This window comes from Amycolatopsis sp. NPDC004368 (assembly GCF_053602515.1).
On sequence record NZ_JBSGDT010000018.1, the window covers coordinates 78,636 to 94,682 of the forward strand.

Consider the following 16,047-nt stretch of genomic DNA (forward strand, 5'->3'; position numbering starts at 1 on the left):
GTCGAGGGGGAAACGTCGGCGCCGGGAGCCGAGCACACTGGGGCTCGGGAACACAGGGAGAGACGACATGGATCCGAAGAAGAAGGCCATCACCGCGGCCGTCGTCGGTACCGCGCTCGGCGTCGGGGGGCTCGTGGTGGTCGCGATGCCGGCTTCGGCCGGCGACGCGCCGAAGCTGCCGGCGATCAGCGCCGAGGACCTCGTGCAGTCGGTGATGACGGCCGACCCCGGCCCGTTCGACGGCACCGTCAGCGTGAGCAACGACCTCGGCCTGCCCGCGATGGGCGCCGTGGGTGGCGCGGTTCCGGGGATGAGCGCGCTGAACATCGACTCGGCGCACGTGTTCAGCGACGGCACCGGCAAGGCCAAGATCTCGCTGACCAACGGCGCCTCGCAGGAGACGATCGTCCGCGACGGCACCGCCGTGTGGGACTACCACTCCGGCAACAACTCCGTGACGAAGACGACCATCCCGGCCGACGTCGCCACGAAGCACGCCCCGGACGCCGGCGAGATGACCGACCCGGCCACGGCGACGAAGGAGCTGCTCGCGAAGGTGCGCGAGAACAGCACGGTGTCGGTTGACGGCACCGCCAACGTCGCCGACCGTCCCGCGTACGAGCTGGTCTTCACCCCGAAGCCGACCGAACGCACGCTGCTGCGCGAAATCCGCGTGGCCGTGGACTCGCAGACCCGCATGCCGCTGCGGCTTTCGGTGCTGAGCAACGGAACCACGGCGCCGGCGCTGCAGGTGGCGTTCGAGGACGTGAAGTTCGCGCCGCAGCCGGCCGACTTGTTCACCTTCACGCCGCCGCAGGGCGCCAAGGTCACGGAGAAGACTGCGAAGGTCGAAGACGAGACCAAGGCCAAGGCCAAGGCGGACGAGGCCAAGCAGGACGTGAAGCTCGTCGGTGACGGCTGGGACACCGTCATCACGGGCAAGGTGCCGGCCGACGCGCTGGCGGGCAAGAAGCCGGCGGGTGCTCCGGGCGCTTCCGAGGGTCGCGGTGCCGACCCGCAGCAGCTGCTGAGCCGCTTCGCCAAGCGCGTGAACGGCACCTGGGGCAGCGGCTACCTGGTCACCACCAAGGTCGGCGGCGCGGTGCTGACCGACGACGGGCGGTTCGCCGCCGGTGCGGTGCCGGAGCAGGTGCTCTACGAGGCGCTGGGTCAGAAGTGACCGACACGACCAGTGCGGTCGAGGCCGGGGCGGGCATCTCCCAGGAGGTGTCCGCCCCGGCGGTCCCGCTCGCCGCGCGCACGCGCGGGCTGCGCAAGGTCTACCGCGGCACGGTCGCGGTGGACCACGTCGACCTCGACGTGCCCGAGGGCGCGGTGCTCGGCATGCTCGGGCCCAACGGTTCCGGCAAGACGACCACGATCCGCATGCTGCTCGGGCTGGTGCGGCCCACCGAGGGTGAGGTCGAGCTGCTCGGGCGGCCGATGCCGGAAGGCGCGGCGCACGCGTTGCCCGACGTCGGCGCGCTCGTGGAAGGGCCGGGCTTCCACCCGTTCCTCTCCGGGCGGGACAACCTGCTGCGGTTCGCCGCCGCCGAGCCGCGGCTGGCGGCGGGGGCGATTCCGGCGGCCGTGGACGGGGCGCTCGAACGCGTGGGGCTGACGGTGGCCGCGCGCCGCCGGTACAAGGGTTACTCGCTCGGCATGAAGCAGCGCATGGGCCTGGCCGCGGCGCTGCTCGTCCCGCGCCGGATGGTGATCCTCGACGAGCCGACCAACGGCCTCGACCCCGCCGGCACGCGGGAGATCCGCCGGATCATCGCCGATCTGCACGCCGACGGCTGCACCGTGGTCGTTTCCTCGCACCTGCTCGCCGAGGTGGAGGCGACCTGCACGCACGTCGCCGTGCTGCAGTCGGGCACGGTCGTGGCGCAGGGTGAGCTGGCCGAGCTGCTGGAGTCGGGCAACGCGGCGCTGCTCGTGCGCACGCCCGACGCGGAACAAGCCGTGGAAGTGCTGCGGGAGAACCGGATCGGTGCCCGGCTGACGCCCGACGGCGTGCGCGCGGACCTCACGGCCACGCCCGCACCGCGGGTGCTGCAAGTGCTCGTGGGCGCGGGCGTCGAGGTGCACGAGGCCACCCGCGCGCGGACCGGCCTGGAGGACCTGTTCGCCCGGCTCACCGAAGGGGCCAACGGCTCCGAGACTCAGGGGGACGCATGACCACCGCCGACGTACTCACTCCCGCGGAGGCGGCATGACCACCGCCGACGTACTCACTCCCGCGGAGGCGGCATGACCACCGCCGACGTACTCACTCCCGCGGAGGCGGCATGACTACTGCGATGCTCGCGGCTCCCGTGAGCCGCACGGGCCACGACACGGTGCCGCTGCCGCGGCTCGTCGCGGCCGAGCTGCGCTGGATTTTCCGGCGCCCGCGCACGCTGGCCGTGCTCGCGCTGCTGGCGGTGATCCCGATCGTGATCGGCATCGGCCTCACGTTGGTGGACGAAAGCGGCCCCGACGGCGGGCCGGCCGACGGCGACGCGGCGCTGCTCGCGGGCGCGGTGAACAACGCGTTCGTGCTGCCGGTCGCCGCGCTCACGATGACGCTGGCGTTGCTGCTGCCGCTGGCCTCGGCCATGGCGGGCGCCGACGCGATCGCCGGCGAAGCCGCCCACGGCACGTTGCGGGGCTGGCTCGTCGCCCCCGTCAGCCGCGGCCGGCTGCTGGTGGTGAAGGCGTTCGGCGTTGCCACCGTGTGTGTGGTCGCCGTGCTGGCGATGTGCTTCACCGGTGTGGTGACGGGGCTGATCATCAACGGCACCGGCTCGATGTTCACGCTGTCGGGCACCACGCTTTCCCTCGGCGCGGCGCTGGGCCGGATCCTGCTGCTGGCCGGGTGGATCGTGCTGCAGCTGTGGGCCGTCGGCGCGATCGCGCTGGCCGTGTCGAGCTTCACCGAACACCCGATGCTCGTGGTGTCGTCGGTGCTGGCGGGCGACATCCTGTTCACGATCCTGGGGTTCCTGACCTCGCTCGACTGGCTGCACCCGTTCCTGCTCACGCGCAACTGGAGCATGGCGCCGGCGGAGATCCTGCAAGACCCGATCGACGGCTCGATGCTCACCGAAGGCGCCCTGCGCGCCGCCTGCTACATCGTGGTCGGCCTGTCCATCGCCTACGGACGGCTCGCCACGCGCGACGGCTGACGGGGGTTCAGCCGACGAAGGCGATCCCGTCCGGGTCGAGTGCGAGCCGGACGGGATCGCCGGCGCGCAGGTCCGCCGCCACGGGGGCGACGGCGTCCACTGTGGATTCCTCGAGCCGCACCACCAGCCTGAGGTGCTCGCGGCGGTGCACGGCCGCCGCGACTTCGCCTTTCACACCGGTTTCGGCCACCCGCAACGCATGCGGACGCAGGCCGAGCCGCACTGGACCGTCGGGGGTCTCGGCGAGCACGACCTCGCCGAGGTCCGTGCGCATGACCCCGCCGGCCGCCATGCCTTCGACGAACGACGTGACGCCGAGGAACTTCGCGACGTCGTCGTCGGCCGGGTGCCGCCACACCGACCGCACGGCGCCCTCCTGGCGGATCTCACCGGCGTCGAGCACGGCCACGCGGTCGGCGAGCGTGAACGCCTCTTCCTGGTCGTGGGTGACCAGCAGCGCGGTGATCTTGCTGCGCCGCAACAGGTCCGCGAGGTCGATGGCCAGCTGTTCCCGCAGCCCCGCGTCGAGGCCGGACAGCGGTTCGTCGAGCAGCAGCAGCCGCGGTTCGGGCGCGAGCGCTCGGGCCAGAGCCACGCGCTGGGCCTGCCCGCCCGAGAGCTCGGTCACGCGCCGGCGTTCGAAACCCTTGAGCCCCACCAGTTCCAGCAGCTGCTCGACGCGGGCAGCGTGCTGTGCTTTGGGGATCCCGTGCATCCGCAGGCCAAAGGCGATGTTCGCGGCGACGTCGCGGTGCGGGAAGAGCTGGCCGTCCTGGAAAACCAGCCCGAAGCCGCGCCGGTGCACGGGGACGTCGGCGAGGTCCGTGCCGTCCCAGCACACTTCGCCCGACGTCATCGGTTCCAGGCCGGTGATGGCGCGCAGCAGCGTCGACTTGCCGGAGCCGGACGGGCCGAGCAGGGCGAGCACCTCGCCGTCGGCGATGTCGAGGCGGGCTTCGCGCACCGCGGCGAACGAGCCGTAGTGCACCGTGAGGTCGCGGACGGTCAGCGCCATGTCAGAACTCCCCCACCGAGCCGTGCCCGCGAACCGAGCCGAACCGGTCGATCAGCGCGACGGCCGCGACCGTCACGATCATGAGCAGCGCGCACGCGGCGTACGCCATCTGGTTGTTGAGCTCGCCGGGACGCGAGATGAGCGTCGCGACGGCCACCGGCAGCGTCGGCGCGTCGGGGCGGGCGAGGAAGCTCGTGGCGCCGAACTCGCCGAGCGCCACCACGAACCCGAACCCGGCGGCCGCGACGAGTGAACGCGCGGTGAGCGGCAGGTCGATCTCGCGCCACACCCGGGCCGGGCTCGCGCCGAGCGTCGAGGCGGCCTGGCGCAGGCGCACGTCGACCGCGCGCAGCACCGGCAGGATCATGCGCACGACAAGCGGGATGATCACCAGCGCCTGGGCGAGCGGCACGAGCAGCGGCGACGTGCGCAGGTCGCCGGGCAGCGCGTCGAGCGTCACGAGGTACCCGAAGCCGACCGTGACGGCGGAGACGCCGAGCGGCAGCATGAGCGCGGCGTCCATCGTCTCGCCCATGCCGCGCGCGAGGCGGCCGGGCGCACGTCTGAGCGCGACGAGCACCACGCTGGCGAGCACGCCGACGGCCATCGCGAGCAGCGTGGCGTCGGTGGCGGCGGCCAGGGAGTTCTTCGCGGCGAGCCAGCCGGAGATCTGCAGGGCGTCGTTCTGCCCGGTGGAGTTGAGTGCGCGGAACCCGGCGAGGCTCCAACCGTCCGGAGTGGACACCGATTCGACCAGCAGCGCGACGATCGGCGTCATCAGCAGGGCGATCACGACGGCCGCCGCGCCGACCGTCCACCACTCACCTTTTCGCGGTCGCCGGGGCGTGGCCTGCTTGAGCTTCACGGCGTTCTCGCGTCGTTTCCGGGCGATGGCCCCCACCGCGAGGGCGGCCAGCACGGCGGCGAACTGGATGAGCGAGAGCGCGGCCGCGCCGGAGAGGTCGAGCAGGTCGACCGTACGCAGGTAGATCTCGGTCTCGAGCGTGCGGTAGCGGCCGCCGCCGAGGATGAGCACCACGCCGAAACTGGTGGCGCAGAAGAGGAACACGACCGCCGCGGCCGACGCGACGGCCGGGCCGAGCGCGGGCAGCGTCACCGTGCGGAACGCGCGCCACGGCGAGGCCCCCAGCGCCCGCGCGGCCTCCGTCGCCCGCGGGTCGAGGTGGCTCCACAGCCCCGCGACCGTGCGGGCGACCACGGCCACATTGAAAAACGCGTTGGCCAGCACCAGCGGCAGCACCCCGCCGTCGGGCCACAGCGCCCGGAACGCGAGCCCGACGACCACCGTCGGCAGCACGAACGGCACCAGCACCAGCGTGCGCGCGAGACCGACGCCCGGCAGCTTCACGCGCGCGAGCACGTACGCCACCGGCAGCCCCGCGACCAGGGCGACGACCGTCGCCGCGGCGGCGCTGACCAGCGTGAACGCGGCGAGCTGCCACGTCTGCGCTTCGGCCAGCACCGTGTCCACGCCGCCGGCCGAGAAGCCGCGGCCGAGGATCGCGACGACCGGCCAGGCGAAGAACACGACCAGGAACGCGACGGGCAGCAGGCCGAGCAGCGCCAGGCCGGCCGTCCTGAGCGTTCGGGCCGGCGCTACGCGCCCATGAGCGAGCGCCATTCACCGATCCACTTCTCACGACCGGCCTGGATCTGGTCGGCGGGCAGCGCTGCGGGGTTCTGCGGCAGCGGTGCGGCCGAGGCCCAGCCGGCGGGCAGGTCGACGCCCTCGCGGGCCGGGTAGACGTACATGTTGGCCGCGACCGTCGACTGGAACTGCTGCGACAGCAGGAAGTCGACCACCTTCTGCGCCTGGGGCACCTGCTTGGAGCCGGCGAGCACACCGGCGTACTCGATCTGGCGGAAACACGTGTCGAGCAGCGCCTTCGTGCGCGGTTTGCCGTCGTCCCCGATCTCGGCGGCGGGCGAGGACGCGTAGGACACCACGATCGGGCGTGGGCCCTTGCCCGAGGAGCCGGAGAAGTCCTTCGTGTAGGCCTCTTCCCAGCCGCTGTCGACCTTGACGCCGTTGGCCTTCAGCTTCGTCCAGTAGTCGTGCCAGCCGGACTCGCCGTACTTCGCGACGGTGCCCAGCAGGAACGCCAGCCCGGGCGACGCGGTGGCCGCGCTCTCGGCGACGGTGAGGTCCTTGTACTTCGGGTCGGCCAGGTCGTCGTACGACTTGGGCTCGGGCAGGTTGTGCGTGGCGAAGTAGCCGGTGTCGATGTTCACGCACACGTCGCCGACGTCGACCGCACTCAGGCGGTGCTGCGGGTCGACGGAGTACCGCTGCGGCCCGCGATCCGCTTCGGGGCTCGTGTAGGCCTGGAAGACGCCTTCGTTGAGCGCCCGCGAGGCGAACGTGTTGTCGACGCCGAACGCGACGTCGCCGATCGGGTTGGCCTTGGTGAGCACCAGCTTGTTGGTGAGCTCCCCCGCGTCACCGGACTTGAGGATCTTGAGCTTGATCCCGGACTGCCGCTGAAACGCGTCGAGCACGTCCTGCGGCGCGGCGAACGAGTCGTGCGTGACGAGCGTGACGGTCGGGGTCTGCGGGGCTTCGCCGCCCTCGCCGCTCGAGAGCGAGCACGCACTCGCCAGCACGGCGACCGTGGCCAGGCCCAGCACGGTGCGTGCGGTCCGCGGAATCATCTGCCCTCCCTTGCGCCGCGTGCGGGGAGAGCAGCCCTCCCTGCGCCGGCATGATCCGGATTCAGGTGCGAACGGTCGCGGGCTTTCGCCGCCCGCCTCTCAGCCCGGCGTACCGGACTCCCGTGGCAACCGTGCAGCGTAGCCCAAACGGGTTCACCATTGGTCACATGCCGCAACTCCTCAACGACTCCGAGATCTCCTCCGCCCTGACCACCGTGCCTTCGTGGCGCCACGTCGGCGACACGATCACCCGATCGATCGAGCTCGTGTCCTTCCCGGACGCCGTGGCGTTCGTCGTCCGCGTCGGCTACCTCGCCGAGGCCGCCGACCACCACCCGGACATAGACATCCGCTGGCGCACGGTGTCGCTCACGCTGTCCACCCACTCCGCCGGCGGCCTGACCACGAAGGACTTCGACCTGGCTGCGTCGATCGACGCCACACTGTGACCTGATCGACTCCCGGCGCACCAACCCGTGGGTGACGCGTCCCCTCTTCGTACGCTTCTCCGAGGAGGTTTCGTGACCCAGGCCATCGTCGTCGGCACCAGTGCGTTCACCCTGATGGTGGCCTCCGCGGGTGGCGTCCTCTGGCGCACTTTCCGCGGGCGACGTGATCTCGACCACAAGCAGTAACGCGCCCCTTGATCAGCGCGCTATCCCAGCGGAATCGTCGGCCCACACCCCCGCTAGGACACGCGATGAACAACTCGCCCACTGCTCTTTCCGCCACCCAGCGCGCCTGGATCACCATGTTCGTCACTGCGTTCACGCTGGCTGCGCTGGTGGTGCTCGGCCTGCTGGGCTGAGGCGTTCTTTCACCCGTCGAAACAGCGGAGGGCCTGGTGCCGACGTGTCGGCATGAAGCGTTTCGCCGTCGGGTGCTTGGCAGTGGTGGGGACGCTCACCGTCGACCGAGCGGGCTACGACTTGGTCAACTCGTCCGAGAAGAGCTTCAAGCTAGCCGCTCTCATGCTCACGGCCGCACTGCGCGGGAGGGACGTGGAGCCCGACCGCAAGGTCAACGAGCCGCCATCTCTTCCATACGCTGGAACGCCAGCTCGGCGATCCTCAGCAGACGCGCGTAGTACGGGCGCCCCGCTTCAGGGAACTCGGACATCGAATCCTGCAGTCTCGCCTCGCACTCCGCGAGCCAGTTCCACTGGCGATCCGCCAGCAACTCCCCGCGAGACACCCTCTGCGACAACAGGTAGATGTCGGCATCGATCATCACGGCGCACACCGAGCCGTAGTCCTCGCCGCGGACGCCGTCGGGAGCAGGGAACGGTGTGGCGATGTGCTCGGCGAGGGCGGTTTCCTGCTCACGGTCCACCAAACCAGTCTGGAGTTTCCGCGCCGGAAGAGGTTCAGACGTTGAACCTGAACTCCACCACGTCACCGTCCGCCATCAGATAATCCTTGCCCTCCATCCGCACCTTCCCCGCCGCCCGTGCGGCCGCCATCGAGCCCGCCTCCATCAAGTCGGAGTAGGACACGATCTCCGCCTTGATGAAGCCGCGCTCGAAGTCCGTGTGGATGACGCCCGCGGCCTGCGGGGCGGTGGCGCCCTGGGGGATGGTCCACGCGCGGGATTCCTTCGGACCCGCGGTGAGGTAGGTCTGCAGGCCGAGCGTGTGGAAGCCGGCGCGGGCCAGGGCGTTGAGGCCCGGCTCGGCCTGGCCCACGGACTCCAGCAGCTCGCGGACGGACTCCTCGTCGTCGAGTTCCAGGAGCTCGGCTTCGACCTTCGCGTCGAGGAAGACGGCGTCGGCGGGGGCGACGAGTTTCTCCAGTTCCTCGCGGCGCGCGGGGTCGGTCAGCACGGGCTCGTCGGCGTTGAAGACGTACAGGAACGGCTTCGTGGTGAGCAGGCTCAGCTCGCGCAGCGCCTCGAAGTCCACTTCCTTCTGCGCCTGGAACAGGGTGCGGCCGGCGTCGAGGATTTCCTTGGCGCGCTGCGCGTTCTCCAGCGCCGGGCGCGCCTCCTTCTTGGTGCGCGCCTCCTTCTCGAGGCGGGGCAGGGCCTTGTCGAGCGTCTGCAGGTCGGCGAGGATCAGCTCGGTGTTGATGGTCTCGATGTCGCTCGACGGGTCGATGCGGCCGTCGACGTGGACCACGTCGGGGTCGTCGAACACGCGGATGACCTGGCAGATCGCGTTGGCCTCGCGGATGTTCGCCAGGAACTTGTTGCCCAGCCCGGCACCCTCGGACGCGCCCTTCACGATGCCCGCGATGTCCACAAAGGACACAACTGCCGGCACGATCTTCTCGGAGCTGTAGAGCTCCGCCAGCTTGCCGAGCCGCTCGTCCGGCAGCGGGACGACGCCGACGTTGGGCTCGATCGTCGCGAACGGGTAGTTCGCGGCGAGCACGTCGTTGCGGGTCAGCGCGTTGAACAGGGTGGACTTGCCGACGTTGGGCAGGCCGACGATACCGAGGGTCAGACTCACGACCGTTGAGTCTACGTGCCCGCCGAACACCCCGGCCGACCCGGTAACGCCGTGTCGGATTCCCGCCAGCCAAGTCGCTGGCCTGCTGGCACGATCGACGTCATGGCCACCACGACCGCCCCCCTCTGGCGCGACACCGAGCGCTGCTACCGCGCCGTCACCGCCCGCGACCAGCGGTTCGACGGTCAGTTCATCATGGCCGTGCGCACCACCGGCATCTACTGCCGCCCGTCGTGCCCGGCGATCACGCCGAAAGCCGAGAACGTGCGGTTCTTCCCCACCTCGGCCGCCGCCCAGGCCGGCGGGTTCCGCGCGTGCCGGCGCTGCCTGCCCGACGCCGTGCCGGGCTCACCCGACTGGAACGTGCGCGCCGACCTGGCCGCGCGCGCCATGCGCCTGATCTCCGACGGTCTCGTCGAGCGCGAAGGCGTGCCCGGCCTGGCACGGCGGCTCGGCTACTCGGAACGCCAGCTCGGCCGCGTCCTCACCGCCGAGCTCGGCGCCGGCCCCCTCGCCCTCGCCCGCGCCCACCGCGCGCACTCCGCGCGGCTGCTCATCGAGCTGTCGGCGCTGCCGCTCACCGACGTCGCGTTCGCCGCCGGATTCTCCAGCATCCGGCAGTTCAACGAGACCATCCGCGAGGTCTTCGCGACGACGCCTTCGCAGCTTCGCGCCGCTTCCCTGCGCCGCGGACGGCGCACCGAACCCACCGGCTCGACGCGGCTGAGCCTGCGCCTGCCGTTCCGCGCGCCGTTCGACGCGCAGAGCGTGCTGCGCTACCACGCGGCACGCGCGCTGCCGGGCGTCGAGACGGTCGAGGAAACCGCCGAAGGCATCACCGGTTACGGCCGCACGCTGCGGCTTTCCCACGGCCCCGGCCTGGTCTGGCTCAGCCCGCGGGCCGACCACGTGCGCTGCGACCTGGCCCTGACGGACCTGCGCGATCTCGGCAGCGCCGTCTCGCGGGTCCGGCGGCTGCTCGACCTCGACGCCGATCCCGAGGCCGTCGCCCGGGTACTCGGCGCGGACCCGGCCCTCGCGCCGCTGGTCACGAAGGTGCCCGGCGTGCGGGTGCCCGGCGCGGTCGACGGGCCCGAGCTGGTCCTGCGCGCCGCACTCGGCCCCGACGCGGCTCGCGTTGCCGCACTCGGCCCGCGCGTGGCCGCCGGCGAGCCACCCATGGACTCACTGACGACGCTGTTCCCCACCCCCGAGACCGTGGCGGCGTCGGACGTGAAACCGCAGGTCAAGGCCGTCGCAACGGCGCTGGCCGACGGCAGTCTCGACCCCCACGTCGGCCGCGACCCCGCCGAGCTGCGAGCGGAGCTGCTGCCCTTCGGCATCGACGCCGACGACGTGCTGACGCGCGTGCTCGGCGCGCCTGACGTCCTGCTCACCACTGACCCCGCCGTGCGCCGCGCCGCCGCCGCGCTCGGCCTCGACCTGGCCGAAGCCGCCCCCGGCTGGCGGCCGTGGGGCTCCTACGCCACCCGTTACCTGCAGATCTTCGACCCCGAGGAGAACCTCTCGTGAGCACCGCATTCTGGTCCACTCTGGACACCGAGATCGGCCCCTTCACCGCCCTGGTGGCGACCGACGGCGCCGTGCTCGCCTCCGGCTGGACCGGCGACGTCGCCGAGCTGACGCCGCTCATCTCCCCGTCACTGGCCCCGCAGACGCTCACGCAGCGCCCCGAGCTGGGCCCCGTGACCACGGCCGTGCGCCGCTACCACGCGGGCGACCTGGACGCCGTCGACGACATCGAGGTGCGCCAGCGCTCCGGCGCCTTCCGCCAGCACGCGTGGGACATGCTGCGCAAGGTCCCGCCGGGCCACCCGGTGAGCTACGCCGAATACGCGACGCTGTCGGGCAACCCCACCGCCGTGCGCGCCGCCGCGTCGGCCTGCGCCCGCAACGCCGCCGCCCTGTTCGTGCCCTGCCACCGCATCGTCCGCACGGGCGGCGCAGTCGGCAACTTCCGCTGGGGCACGGCCGCGAAGCGCTGGCTGCTCAACCACGAAGCCTCCTGACCTGAGTGGGTCGGGGGTGGCCAGGCGGTCTCCCCGGGCACGGGCGCCGCGCCAGCGCGGAACCCGCCTGACCAGTGGCTTCGCTGCGCGGAGCACGGCGGCGGCCACCCGGACGATGAGCTGACGAGCGCACACCGGCCGCATCGCCGGCGCTCGATCGGCAATGTTCCCCACGCCGTACGCAGCTCGATCCGCCAGCCGTTGCGGGACTTGCCCACCCGCAGACGCGTCGGAATTCGCTGCCGCAGCTCGTCGACGTGCGACACGCCGAGCAACCCACGCCCGGGGCCTGCCGACGTCGCCGCGCGAGCGCACCGGCCGCGTCCGCCGATCACCCGTCGCGCAGCTCAGCCGTCCTCACCGGCTGCACCGCAGGCGCGCCGGCCGCCACGTTCCCTACGCCGTACGCAGCTCGATCCGCGAACCAGTTCGGGACTTGCGCACCCGCAGACGTGTCGGGATCCGCTGGCGCAGCTCTTCGACGTGCGACACCAGGCCGACGACCCGGCCACCCGCGCGCAGCTCGTCGAGGATGTTCATCACCACGTCGAGGGTTTCGGCATCGAGGGTGCCGAAACCCTCGTCGACGAACAGCGTGTCGAGGAGCGCGCCGCCGGTTTCGGAGGCGACGACGTCGGCCAGGCCGAGCGCCAGGGAGAGCGACGCGAGGAACGATTCGCCGCCGGACAGGGTTTTCGCGGGCCGGATGGCGCCGGAGTAGTCGTCGAGCACGTCGAGTCCGAGGCCGCCGCGGGTGCCGCGCGCGCCGGCCGCGTCGGAGTGCACGAAGGAGTAGCGGCCCTGGCTCATGGTGCGCAGCCGGGCGGTGGCCGCGAGCGCGACCTCTTCCAGCCGCGCCGCGAGCACGTACGACCGCAGCGACATCTTGCGCGCGTTCTGCCCCCGGCCATTGACCACTTCGGACAGTGCGCGCAGCTCGTCGTACTCCTTGCGGACGGGCTCGAACTCGGCGAGCGCCTTGCCCATCCGCGCGGCCAGCTTCTTCAGCTCGGTGTGCTGCGCCGCAACGGATTTCAGTGCCGCGAACGCCGTGTCCGCCCGCTCGCGCGCGGCCTTCGCCGTCTCGACCATCGGCGCGACCTCGACGACGTCGTCGGGCGAGATCCCGAACAACTCGGGCTGCGCCAGCAGCTCGCGCGCCCCCGCGGCCGTCGCCTCGGCTTCGGCGAGTCCCTGCTCGAGTTTCGTCACCTGCTCGTCGGAGCGGACGGCGCCGCGCATTTCCTCCAGCGTGGCAAAACCCTTGGCGTGCAGGGAGATCTCGACCAGCGCGTGTTGCTCGGCCAGCCGCGCCTCGGCGCCGGTGACGACCGTGCGCGCCTCTGCGACGGCATCGAGCGCGCCCGCCAGCGTGAGCAGGTGCCGCCGGCGCGTGGTGACGTCGGCGAACTCGCCCCGCCCGGCCAGCAGCCGCTTCGCGCGCTCTGCCAGCCGTTCGTCCAGCGCGCGGACCTCGGCGTGGGCCTCCGTGACGGCCTGGTCGGCCCGCCTCCGCTGCTCGGCCAGCTGCTCGGTTTCCTGCTCCAGCTTCACCACCTGCCGGGCGAGCTGGTCCCTCCGCGCAGCCCGCTCGGACAGCGCCGAAACCTCGGCTCGAGCCTGCATGAGGTCGGCCGCCACCGACTCGGCCGTGCGCTCACCCAGCCGCTCTCGCAACGCGTCGAGCCGCGCCTTCGCCTCCTCCAGCGCGGACACCACCCGTTGCCGCAAGGCACCGGCCTTCTGTTCGGCTTCCTCCGCGGCCCGTTCCTCGGCCGGGTCCACGGCTTCGGCCGCGTGCCGCGCGGGCGCAGGGTGCTCCGCCGACCCGCACACCGGGCACGCCGCGCCGTCGGCCAGGCTCGCGGCCAGCTCGGCAGCCATGCCCTCCAGCCGACGTTCGCGCAGGTCCAACCGGTGCTGCCGGGCCGACTGGTGCGCGTCCACGACCTCGGTCAGCTTCGCCTCACCGCGCCCGACCTTCGCGACGGCCTCGGGCAGCTCGGCGGCCGCCCGCGCGAAGGTCGTCAGCTCCTCGACGCGGGCCTTCGCCCCGTCTAGCTTCGCCGCCGCTTCGGCCGCCGACGCCGCTTCGTCGCGCACAGCCGTGAGCCGCTCGGGCAGCTCCGCCAGCCGCGTCTGCAGCTCGCCGACACGCTCGGCCGCGGCGCCGGCGGCGGCCTTGCGCTCCTCGCGCCGCTCGGTGTCCACGCGTTGCTGCTCGGCTTCCGCGACCAGCTCGGCGAGCGCGCCCGCTTCCTCGCGAAGGGAACCGGCGCGCTCCCGCAGGTCGGCCGACGCCAGGCCGACGGAGTCGAACCCCAGCTCCCCCAACGCCCGCGTGTGGTCGGCCTCGGCGACCTGCGCCTCGCCCAGCTCGGTGGTCCGCCGTTCGAGCAGCTCGACCTCGGGCACCACGGCCGACGCCCGCCGCGCGCCCGCGATCTCCTCGGTCCACTCCGCGCGCTCCCCCGCCGTCTCGGCAATCTGCGCGAGGCGCGTGTGCGCGGTGCGGACGCGGCGGATGCGGTCGGCGTCCTCCTCGGCTTCGCGCAGCGCGGTCTCGGCCTTGGTCGCGGCCGAACGTGCTTGTGCCGCTTCGGTTTCCGCCGCTTCGGCGCGGGCGGCGACCTCCGCGAGCACCGCCTCGACCCACTCGGCCTGATCTTCCTCGGGCGGCTCCTGCTGAGCTTCCTGCGCGTAGCGAGCGACGAGCTCCCGCAGCTCCTGCTGGCGTTTGTCCAGCGCTCGCCCACGTTCGGCTCGCAGGTCGGCGAACCACCGCTCGACGTCGGAGAACCGCTCGGTACCGAAAAGCCGCTCCAGCAGCTTCTCGCGCTCAGTGGTGTCGGAGCGCAGAAACCGCGCGAACTCACCCTGCGGCAACAGCACGACTTGGAAGAACTGCGCGGCTGTCATGCCGAGCAACCGCTCGACGGTGCGCGCGACCTCGTCGATGCGGATGATGCCGTCGGGTGGCAGCCCGGCGGGCGGTTCGCCGACCCAGGCCAGCGACACCTTGGCCTGCTGTGTGGTGAACCCGTCGCCGCGTTTCTTGGCGCGCTGGTACTCCGGGCTGCGCACGATCCGCAGCCGCTGGCGCTGCACGGTCAGCTCCAGCACGACCTCGGTGAGCTGCTCGGGCGCGGCGACGTCGCAGCGCAGCCGCTTCACGTCACCCCGCGCGCCCGGAACCACGCCGAACAGAGCGAACGCGATGGCGTCGAGCAGCGTGGTCTTGCCCGCGCCGGTGTCGCCGTGGAGGAGGAAAAGGCCGTCGGCTCCGAGCGCGTCGAAGTCGATCACCTCGCGGCCCGCGTACGGACCGAACGCCTCGACCTCCAGCAGGTGCAGCCTCACAGCTTCGCCACCGCCGCCCGGTTGGCCGCTTCGAGGGCGAGGAACACCAGCCGTTCCTCGGTTTCCGTGGGGAGCGCGCCGCGGCAGTCGTCGAGGAAGCTGCGGGCGATCTCGATGTCGGTGCGCCCGCGGACGGCGTCGGCGTACTTCAGGTCCGCGCCCGCGAGCCCGCCTTCGGGCTCCCAGTCGAGGTGCACGGCATACGGGAACCGCTCGCGCAGGCGGCGCATCGCGTCGACCGGGCGCACGCGGTCGGTGACGGTGACCGAGAGGAAAAACTCGCGCCATTCCTCGTGTTCCGGCGCCGCCAGGAGTTCGGCCAGCTCGCCGCGCAGGGTCGCGAGCGACCTCGGCACGGGCAGTTCGTGGCGGCGGACCTCGGCGAGCCCGGTGGCGTCGAGGTCGACGATCCAGACCGATTTCCGTTGGCGCGCCTCGGAAAACGAGTAGGCCAGCGGGCTGCCGGAGTAGCGGAGGTGCTCGGCGAGGGTCTGCGGGCCGTGCAGGTGACCGAGGGCGACGTAGTCGACGCCGTCGAACACGTCGCCCGGGACCTGCTCGACGCCGCCGACCGCGATCGTGCGCTCGGAATCACTCGCGGCGGCACCCGTGACGAACGCGTGGGCCAAGACCACGGAACGCGTTTTTCCGCGCGTGGCAAGGTCTTCGCGCACGCGGCGCATGGCTTCGGTGAGCACGCCGGTGTGGCCGCGTGCTTCGGGCACGCCGAGCGCGTGGCGCGACGGCTCGGGTTCGAGGTACGGGATGCCGTAGATCGCGACTTCGCCGTGCTCGTCGGGCAGCAGCACGGGTTCGGCGAGGCCGGCGACGGTGGCGCGCAGGTGCAGACCACCGGCCGCGGCGAAGTCGGCGAACGCGCCCAGCCGCGCCGCGGAGTCGTGGTTGCCGGGCGTGATCACGAGCTGCGCACCGGCCTGGCGGATGCGGCTCATGGCCCTGGTCGCGACTCGGACCGCTTCGGCCGAAGGGACCGCGCGGTCGTAGATGTCGCCGGCCACCACCACGACGTCGACGTGCTCGCTCGTGACGAGCTCGGCGAGGTGGGTGAGGACGGCCTCCTGCTCGGCGAGCAGATCGGCGCCGTGGAACGTGCGGCCGACGTGCCAATCGGAGGTGTGGAGGAGTCGCACGGGGACCACGTTAGGAGGGGATCACGACGAAATGGCGGAGACTCGCCGAGGAGCCACTCGAACGTGTGTACGAACTCTATCAGGGCCCAGGTGGACACGCCGACCGCCGAACCGGTGAACGCCCTGGTCAGCTACGCAGCGCGACCGAGCGAGCCGGTTTTTGTCGGTGCGGTCCGCCATGATGTGCGCGTTCGACCGG

At 72.0% G+C, this 16,047-nt stretch carries 13 protein-coding genes and 1 riboswitch; of the genes, 6 read left to right on the top strand and 7 right to left on the bottom strand.

What is annotated here, in order from left to right; translation table 11 throughout:
* Nucleotides 1-67 precede the first annotated feature (67 nt).
* From ACWEOE_RS24335 to ACWEOE_RS24345, 3 genes are all read left to right on the top strand, one after another.
* The gene (locus ACWEOE_RS24335; protein WP_452012752.1) at nt 68-1,180 is read left to right on the top strand and encodes a LolA family protein; all 1,113 of its coding nucleotides are present in this window, start codon (nt 68-70) and stop codon (nt 1,178-1,180) included.
* Complete coding sequence (locus tag ACWEOE_RS24340) at nt 1,177-2,181, top strand: ABC transporter ATP-binding protein (protein ID WP_452012753.1); 1,005 nt, start codon at nt 1,177-1,179, stop codon at nt 2,179-2,181. The genes ACWEOE_RS24335 and ACWEOE_RS24340 overlap by 4 nt, the downstream gene beginning before the upstream one ends.
* 110 nt (nt 2,182-2,291) lie before the next feature.
* Nucleotides 2,292-3,170, top strand: coding sequence for an ABC transporter permease (locus ACWEOE_RS24345; RefSeq protein WP_452012754.1), 879 nt, complete (start codon nt 2,292-2,294; stop codon nt 3,168-3,170).
* A gap of 7 nt (nt 3,171-3,177) precedes the next feature.
* On the opposite strand, the gene ACWEOE_RS24350 is transcribed toward ACWEOE_RS24345, so the two are convergent.
* The 3 genes from ACWEOE_RS24350 to ACWEOE_RS24360 are packed head-to-tail and all read right to left on the bottom strand — an operon-like array spanning nt 3,178 to nt 6,858.
* The gene (locus ACWEOE_RS24350; RefSeq protein ID WP_452012756.1) at nt 3,178-4,185 is read right to left on the bottom strand and encodes an ABC transporter ATP-binding protein; all 1,008 of its coding nucleotides are present in this window, start codon (nt 4,183-4,185) and stop codon (nt 3,178-3,180) included.
* Nucleotide 4,186: 1 nt separating this feature from the next.
* On the bottom strand, nt 4,187-5,827 hold the full coding sequence (locus ACWEOE_RS24355) for an ABC transporter permease (RefSeq protein ID WP_452012758.1): 1,641 nt from the start codon (nt 5,825-5,827) through the stop codon (nt 4,187-4,189).
* Entirely contained in the window at nt 5,803-6,858 is a 1,056-nt protein-coding gene (locus ACWEOE_RS24360) for a thiamine ABC transporter substrate-binding protein (protein ID WP_452012759.1), read from the bottom strand. Before ACWEOE_RS24360 ends, ACWEOE_RS24355 begins: the two co-directional genes overlap by 25 nt.
* Before the next feature lie 19 nt (nt 6,859-6,877).
* Nucleotides 6,878-6,992: riboswitch (TPP riboswitch) on the bottom strand.
* A gap of 33 nt (nt 6,993-7,025) precedes the next feature.
* Here ACWEOE_RS24360 and ACWEOE_RS24365 point away from each other — a divergent pair.
* Nucleotides 7,026-7,307: a 4a-hydroxytetrahydrobiopterin dehydratase gene (locus tag ACWEOE_RS24365; RefSeq protein WP_452012760.1), complete on the top strand. Its 282-nt coding sequence runs from the start codon at nt 7,026-7,028 to the stop codon at nt 7,305-7,307.
* A gap of 571 nt (nt 7,308-7,878) precedes the next feature.
* Here ACWEOE_RS24365 and ACWEOE_RS24370 read toward each other — a convergent pair.
* Together ACWEOE_RS24370 and ychF are read right to left on the bottom strand one after the other, a co-directional pair.
* Entirely contained in the window at nt 7,879-8,190 is a 312-nt protein-coding gene (locus ACWEOE_RS24370) for a hypothetical protein (RefSeq protein WP_452012761.1), read from the bottom strand.
* Nucleotides 8,191-8,224: 34 nt separating this feature from the next.
* Complete coding sequence (gene ychF / locus ACWEOE_RS24375; protein ID WP_452012762.1) at nt 8,225-9,307, bottom strand: redox-regulated ATPase YchF; 1,083 nt, start codon at nt 9,305-9,307, stop codon at nt 8,225-8,227.
* A 102-nt stretch (nt 9,308-9,409) separates the two neighbouring features.
* On the opposite strand from ychF, the gene ACWEOE_RS24380 reads away from it, so the two are divergent.
* Together ACWEOE_RS24380 and ACWEOE_RS24385 are read left to right on the top strand one after the other, a co-directional pair.
* The gene (locus tag ACWEOE_RS24380) at nt 9,410-10,840 is read left to right on the top strand and encodes a DNA-3-methyladenine glycosylase 2 family protein (RefSeq protein WP_452012763.1); all 1,431 of its coding nucleotides are present in this window, start codon (nt 9,410-9,412) and stop codon (nt 10,838-10,840) included.
* Entirely contained in the window at nt 10,837-11,337 is a 501-nt protein-coding gene (locus ACWEOE_RS24385; RefSeq protein WP_452012764.1) for a methylated-DNA--[protein]-cysteine S-methyltransferase, read from the top strand. The genes ACWEOE_RS24380 and ACWEOE_RS24385 overlap by 4 nt, the downstream gene beginning before the upstream one ends.
* A gap of 396 nt (nt 11,338-11,733) precedes the next feature.
* On the opposite strand, the gene ACWEOE_RS24390 is transcribed toward ACWEOE_RS24385, so the two are convergent.
* On the bottom strand, nt 11,734-14,697 hold the full coding sequence (locus ACWEOE_RS24390) for an AAA family ATPase (RefSeq protein WP_452012765.1): 2,964 nt from the start codon (nt 14,695-14,697) through the stop codon (nt 11,734-11,736).
* Complete coding sequence (locus ACWEOE_RS24395) at nt 14,694-15,848, bottom strand: exonuclease SbcCD subunit D (protein WP_452012767.1); 1,155 nt, start codon at nt 15,846-15,848, stop codon at nt 14,694-14,696. Before ACWEOE_RS24395 ends, ACWEOE_RS24390 begins: the two co-directional genes overlap by 4 nt.
* Between the last annotated feature and the right edge of the window lie 199 nt (nt 15,849-16,047).